The sequence below is a fragment of the Candidatus Chloroploca mongolica genome (assembly GCF_004762035.2).
Classification (GTDB): domain Bacteria; phylum Chloroflexota; class Chloroflexia; order Chloroflexales; family Chloroflexaceae; genus Chloroploca; species Chloroploca mongolica.
Genome location: NZ_SIJK02000119.1, coordinates 1 through 6,446, shown reverse-complemented (window position 1 = coordinate 6,446; position 6,446 = coordinate 1). Strand labels below are relative to the sequence as shown.

General features: G+C 64.4%; 4 protein-coding genes. 3 read left to right on the top strand and 1 reads right to left on the bottom strand.

Annotation, left to right across the window (positions count from 1 at the left end; translation table 11 throughout):
• On the top strand, window positions 1-2,534 hold a 2,534-nt coding region (locus EYB53_RS24800), incomplete at its 5' end, for a choice-of-anchor Z repeating domain-containing protein (RefSeq protein ID WP_205712769.1).
• A 557-nt stretch (window positions 2,535-3,091) separates the two neighbouring features.
• Here the strand turns inward: EYB53_RS24800 and EYB53_RS24795 are convergent.
• Window positions 3,092-3,919, bottom strand: a complete 828-nt coding sequence (locus tag EYB53_RS24795) for a DUF2726 domain-containing protein (RefSeq protein WP_135482207.1) — start codon at window positions 3,917-3,919, stop codon at window positions 3,092-3,094.
• A 514-nt stretch (window positions 3,920-4,433) separates the two neighbouring features.
• Here EYB53_RS24795 and EYB53_RS24790 point away from each other — a divergent pair.
• Window positions 4,434-5,516: a transposase gene (locus EYB53_RS24790; protein WP_135482205.1), complete on the top strand. Its 1,083-nt coding sequence runs from the start codon at window positions 4,434-4,436 to the stop codon at window positions 5,514-5,516.
• Between the two features lie 247 nt (window positions 5,517-5,763).
• A partial coding sequence (locus tag EYB53_RS24785) for an Rpn family recombination-promoting nuclease/putative transposase (protein ID WP_135482203.1) occupies window positions 5,764-6,446 on the top strand: 683 nt, incomplete at its 3' end.

Here is a 6,446-nt window from a genome sequence, read left to right as displayed (position 1 = left end):
CGTATGGGACGCACGTCTTGACCCCGACGCGGGCGGGCTACACCTTTAGCCCGGCCACCCGGTCGGTGACGGTGACGGCAGCGCTGGCAAATCAGGACTTCGCGGCCACCCTGCTGACCTTCCCGGTGACGGGGCGGGTGACGGTGGATGGCGTCGACTTGGCGGATGTGGTGATTACGGACGGCACGCGCACCGTGACGACGACCGCGACGGGGGGCTACACCCTCACGGACGTGCCCTATGGGACGTACGTGGTGACGCCGACGCTCGCAGGCTACACCTTTACCCCGGCGACCCGGACGATCACGGTGACCGGCGATCTCGATGGGCAAGACTTTGCCGCCTCGCTGCTGACCTTCCCGGTGACAGGGCGGGTGACGGTGGATGGCGTCGGCTTGGCGGATGTGATGATCAGCGATGGCACGCGCAGTGCCACGACGGACAGCACCGGCGCGTACACGCTGACTGATGTACCGTATGGCACACACGTCTTGACGCCAACGCGAGCGGGCTACACCTTCACACCCGCGACGCGGACGATCACCGTCACGGAGGCGCTGGCGGGCCAGGATTTCCAGGTGACGGCGACCACCTTTACTGTGCGCGGGCAGGTCACAGCCGCGGGTACCGGTCTCGGTGGGGTGACAATGTCGGATGGGACGCGGCAGGTCCCCACCGCAGCCGATGGTTCCTATGCGCTCGGTGGGCTCCCTGCGGGCACGTATACGCTGACACCGCTCCGCACTGGGTATACCTTTACGCCTGTGACGCGCACGATTACGGTACCGGGTGACGAGGCAGGGCAGGATTTTGTGGCCCTGCCCGATGGCCCGGGCCATGCGGATCTGGTACAGGCCGTGACGCCGCGTGAAGGCCCCGCCGGGCAGACGACCCGCGTGACGGTGGAGGGGCACAGCTTCGCCCTGACGCCCCCGCCCAGCGCCCGGTTGGTGGGCAGCGCCGGGTCGTTTGCCTTAACCGAGCTCACGAGTGAGACGACCACCCGGTTCGCGGCGACCGTGCCTGCAACCCTGCCGCCCGGCACCTATGACCTGGTGGTGACGTCGGAGGGGCGCACCGGTACGTTGCCGCGTGCCTTTACAGTGCTGGCGCTCACCCCAGAGGTGCGCAAGGTGGTGCCTGCCTCAGCGTTTAACGATGCGGCGACCGAGATCCTGGTGCGCGGGGCCAACTTTGCTGCCGGAGCGGTGGTGCGCCTGGGCACGACCGACCTCGCGACGACGCGCATCAATGCCACGACGCTGCTGGCGGAAGTCCCGGCGGGGCGCATCCCAGCCGTCTACGACCTGCTCGTGCGGCATCCCGGTGGGGCACAGGCAACGTTGCCTGCGGCCTTTACCGTGCTGGCGGCGACCAGCACCTTCGATGACCTCTTTAGTCGCAGCGATGACCTGTGGGTGAGTCCGATGGTGCCGCAGGCGCAGACCCCCTTTGAGTTGGGCCTGGTGGTGCAGCGCAGTGGGGGCAAGCAAACGCTCACGGCGGTGCCGGTCACGTTCCGGCGTGACTCGGTGACCGGCCCGGTGCTGGGCACGACCACGGTGCCGCTCCTGGATCCGGTGGCGAGCAGTGAGAGCACGACCCCGCTGAGCGTCACGTTGCCGACGGCGGGCTTGGTCACGATCTATGCCCTCATCGATCCCGACGGCACGCTGAGTGAGAGTAGCACGGCGAATAATGTGGTCAGCCGGACGTTCCTGATCGCCACGCCAGCGGCGGATCACACCCCGCCGGTGGTAACCGCCATTCGCGTGAACGGGGGGGGCCAGACGACCGTGGTGACGACCGAGGTGACGCTGGAGATCAGTGCGCTGGATCCGGGCCCCACGGCCAGTGGGGTGCTGGCCGTGCATCTGATTGAGTACCTCTACAACGCGGGGGCGCAACGCTGGGTGCCAGTGGCGAGTTCCGGGTGGTTGCCGTATGACGCCACCCCGACGAGCTACCGCTGGTCGCTGGCGGCCCAACCCGGCCTGCGCTACCTGCAAGTCTGGGCGCGTGATCGCGCGAACAACATTTCGGGTGGGCAGGCACGCCAGTTGCTCAATCTGGAACTGCTGACTGATCAACTGTACGAAGGTCAGATCCGGACTTACCGCTATGCGGTCGGGGCAGGCCAGGAGTTCCGAGTGAATCTGGAGGTGCTGGACGGGGATGCGGATCTCTATGTCTGGTCATCAGATCCGCAGCAATCCGCGTGGGTGAGCAACCTGCCGGGGAGTGCGGCGGAGCAGGTGGTCATCCCGGCAGCGGCGGTGGTGCCGGGGCTCTACCAGGTGGAGGTTTATGGCTACACGGCGGCCACCTACCGGCTAAGTACCTCGCTGGGCGCAGCGTCACCCACAATGACGACGGCGGTGGTTGGCGGACTGGCGGAGGCGAAGGCACGGCCAACGGCCCCACTGCTGGCGGTGGACGCCCAACCCGACGAGCGGGTCGGGAGTGTGCCGCCGTTCAACAATGAGTTCGTTGACCCGGCGTACCGCGTGTATTTGCCGCTGACCTTGCGGTAACATGATCACCGAGAGCCACCCTCAGGTGGCTCTCGGTGATCATGGGCGTGCGCTAGGCCTGGAATGCGCAGTTGACGCGGCCCCACGGTGCCCAGCGCAAGGGCACCGTGGGGCCGCGTTGGCATGGGGCGGTGCCTGTGACGCGACCACATGCAGCACGGCCTCATCATGGGTCACCTCGACACCAGACGGCGTCGTCAAGGTTGACCCGGTCTCCGTTCCCCGCTCCGTCAGCCCCAACGTCAACCTCGTACGCAATCCCAACGTCGACTCCTGCAACCCCGGCGTTACCCCCAACGCCAGCCCCTGCGCCCGTGACGCAGGGGTACCACGCAGGGGCTGGCGTTGAGGCTCGCGCAGCCCAGCGAGGCGTTTTGCCGCATCAGGACGCGGTGCAGGCGTGAGTGAGCGACCGTACACTTCCGCCCGCAGCGTCATCCAGCCCCTCCCCGGTGGGGCGTGCGGTGGGTGGGGTGGGTGGGGTGGGTGGTGATCAGCGGGTTGGCCCGTCGCCTGTGACGAAGGCTCACGTCATCAGGGGAAGGCTAGACCTGCCGCTACGCCTCGCCCGCTTCCACGCATGTCCCACACCTTGGGCAAAAGCGTGCGTCTGCGGTGAGTTCAGTATGACAGCCAGGACAGACGGGGTACGGTGGGGTACGTTGTGGTCGATCAGGCTGCGCCTGACTGGGCGCTCCATGGGGGTGAGGCGCTCCGTTCCCGGTCGTGCTCGTGGACGCGGCATGGTGGGCACGGGGCGGCGCTGGCATCCGGGCGGTCGCCATGATCTGGGCGGCAAGCTGCGCGCGATCATAGGTGCGTTGCCAACGGACACGCAAGAGCGGCAACCCGATCGCGGCAAAGGTCGTGTCCACAAAGGCGTCCCGTTCCTGGCGATCGCGACGCTGATGCGACGCATCATCGAGCTCAATGACGAGCCGTGGTGTCAGGTGGGCACCCTCACACAGCACAAAGTCAACACTCTTTTGGGCAATGCGATTGAAATGATCGCTACGATGCCGCATCGTTGGCGTGAGCGTCACGAGACTTGCCAGCCGTACCTGGGGGAAAATGTACCATTCGTCGGGGATGGCGGTGCGCAACACGGCAAAGAAGCTTTGCTCGGCGGGGGTGAGCATAGGTTTGCGGGCGCGATAGGGCGATGGCATGGCGGGTTGCGGTTGAGGCGTGGCTGGTTCAGGCTCCAGGGCGCGTTGCTGATCGAGCGGTGCGGCTTCGAGCTCAGCGTGGGCCGCCCGGGATCGGCGCGGGGTCGGTTGTCGAGTGCGCTGCTTGGCGGCAACGACCAGCAGGGCAACGATGCTCCCGACGACGATGACCACGACGGCGATGGTGAAGCCAAGAACGATCAAGGATTGATCCATATGCTACCCCAGATGAGAAATAGATCGCACGATCCCTCGCTCCGTTTCTGAGCATAGCATGAAGCCATTACCAGGGGCGAACCAGCGTTTGTCGATCCGATGAAGGCTGCGTGTTGCCAAAGCATCGTGATGCACGCATCGACGCACCGGTACATGGAGCCTCATCGCTTGCTCCGCGGCGTCAACGCCTCGGCGACGCTGGGCAAAGCCAGCCTTCGTCGGCTGAATCAGGCCACGAAGGTGGCGTTTGCAAACCAAAAGCCGAGCCGTTTACGGCGACGGAAGAAGATGCAATCGCCCTGGTCTGCCACGTAGGGCGATTACATCTTCCGTGTATGCACCCGCAAGGGCACCCGCAAGGGCACCCGCAAGGGGTGCCCGTACACCGGGCCCGGCCCCCCGCCTGTAGGGGCACCCCTCTCAAAGGGTTTCACTAGATAAACGGAGGTGAGCAGGATGCCGTATACTGGGAAGATCACGCGTGCCAACACGCATCAGCCCAGCGGAGGAATCCATGCCCACCTCACCGCTCTATGATAGCATTCATCAGCAGATGACGGATCAGCTTGTGGACGCCTTGACCAGTCAACTGACCACCCTGGCGCTCATTGTCGTGGCGGTGTCGCAGTGTGTGGCCGCCCAACTCGGACGTATCGCACGAGCCATGCCCGTGGACACGACCCAGTCCGCCAAAGAGCAACGGTTGCGGCGCTTCCTGGATAACGACCGCATGACCCAGGAGACCCATTACCATCCCATCGTGCGGCGAGCCTTGCAGGGACTCAAAGGCCAACGCGTGCACATCCTGATCGATCGTGTGCTGATCCAAAACCGCCACAATATCCTCGTGGTCAGTGTTGGCTTCCGCCGCCGGTCGATCCCGCTGACCTGGATTGCGCTCGATCACCGTGGGCCAAGCGGCTTGGAAGACCAGCAAGCGGTCGTGCGGGACGCCTTGGCCCTCTTGCCCCCAGGTGTGCGGGTGAGCATCCACGGAGATAGTGAATTCCGCAGTCAGGCGCTGTTTGCGTGGGTTCGCGGGCTCGGCCATGATGCCCTGTTGGGCGTGACCGGACGGACGCTGGTCGCCGACACGCGCGATGGGAAGGCCACGTCGTTGGAGCACCGGATGGCCGGACAAACCGAGGTGGTGTACCTGAACGGGGTCTATCTGACGGAAGACGGACACGGCCCGGTCAACGTGATCGCGTGGTGGGACAAAGACCCAGATGGGAAGATCCTGGTGCGTGCGGTAATGACCAACCTGCCTGCGAACGGACGCACCTACCGTCTGGGCAAGCGGCGGATGTGGATTGAGACGGTCTTTCGCGACTGGCAGAGCGGGGGCTTTCACCTGGATCGAAGTGGGCTTGAGGACCGTCAGCGCTTTGCCCGCTTGCTGCTGCCGCTGGTGATCGCCTACCTGTGGTTTGTGGCCGTGGGCCGCTGGGTGGTCAAACGGGGCTATCGCAAGCTGGTTGATGACGGCCCGGCGCGGAGTTGGAAGTATAGTTTGTTCCAACTCGGCGTGGCCTGGAAGGAACGCATGGCGAGTTTCACGCAAGCGATCCCGGTGTTGCTCGCTTTGTACCTGTAATCGTGTCATTATCTGTCCGTAGTCGTGTAATTTGGTGAAACCCTTTGAGGGGGCACCCCTTGCGGGTGCCCTGATAGCGCGTATGTTTGTATCCGGTTTCGTATGATGCAATCGCCCTGCTCTGCAACGCGACCGTCCTTGCCCGCGTACGATGGGTGTGGTATGATGCGTATCGTACATACGTTCTTTTCTTGCTCGTTGCGGGTTCACCAGCACGTGACGGGCGTTGTTCCCACTGAGGTTCGCGATGGCGCTCGATCATGATGGCATCTTCAAGCAACTGCTGAGCACCTTTCTCGTCGAGTTTCTCGACCTCTTTGCCCCGGATATCCTCGCGCTGCTTGACCCTGACACGCTGACCATGCTCGCACCCGAGTCATTCGTCGACTTGCTCGATCCTGACCGCCGCACCGCTGATCTCGTTGTCCAGGCGCAGGGGCGTGAGGGCGTGGCGACCTTCCTGCTTCACCTGGAGCATCAGGCTCAGCGCGATGCTCAGTTGCCGCGCCGGATGTTTCGCTATTTCGCCCGGTTCTATGACCGGTACGACCAACCCATCTATCCGATTGCGCTCTGTTCGTATCCTAGCCCGCGTCGGTTGGCCCCCGACCGGCATCAGGTCACGCTTGGCACCCATGAGGTGCTCCGGTTCCAGTACCTCATGATACAATTGAACCAGTTGGACTGGCGCACCTATCTGCGCAGCACGAATCCGCTGGCGGCCGCGTTGATGGCGCGCATGCGGATCGCCCGTGAGGAACGCTGGCAGGTCAAAGCAGCGTGTCTGCGCATGCTGGCGGGCTTCTCAGTGACGGCGGCCCAACGGCGGATGCTCGCGGCCTTTGTCAGCATCTATCTCCCGCTCAATGTTGAGGAGACGCGTCGGTTTGAGGCGGAAGTTGCCACGTGGCAGACACCAATCCAGGAGGC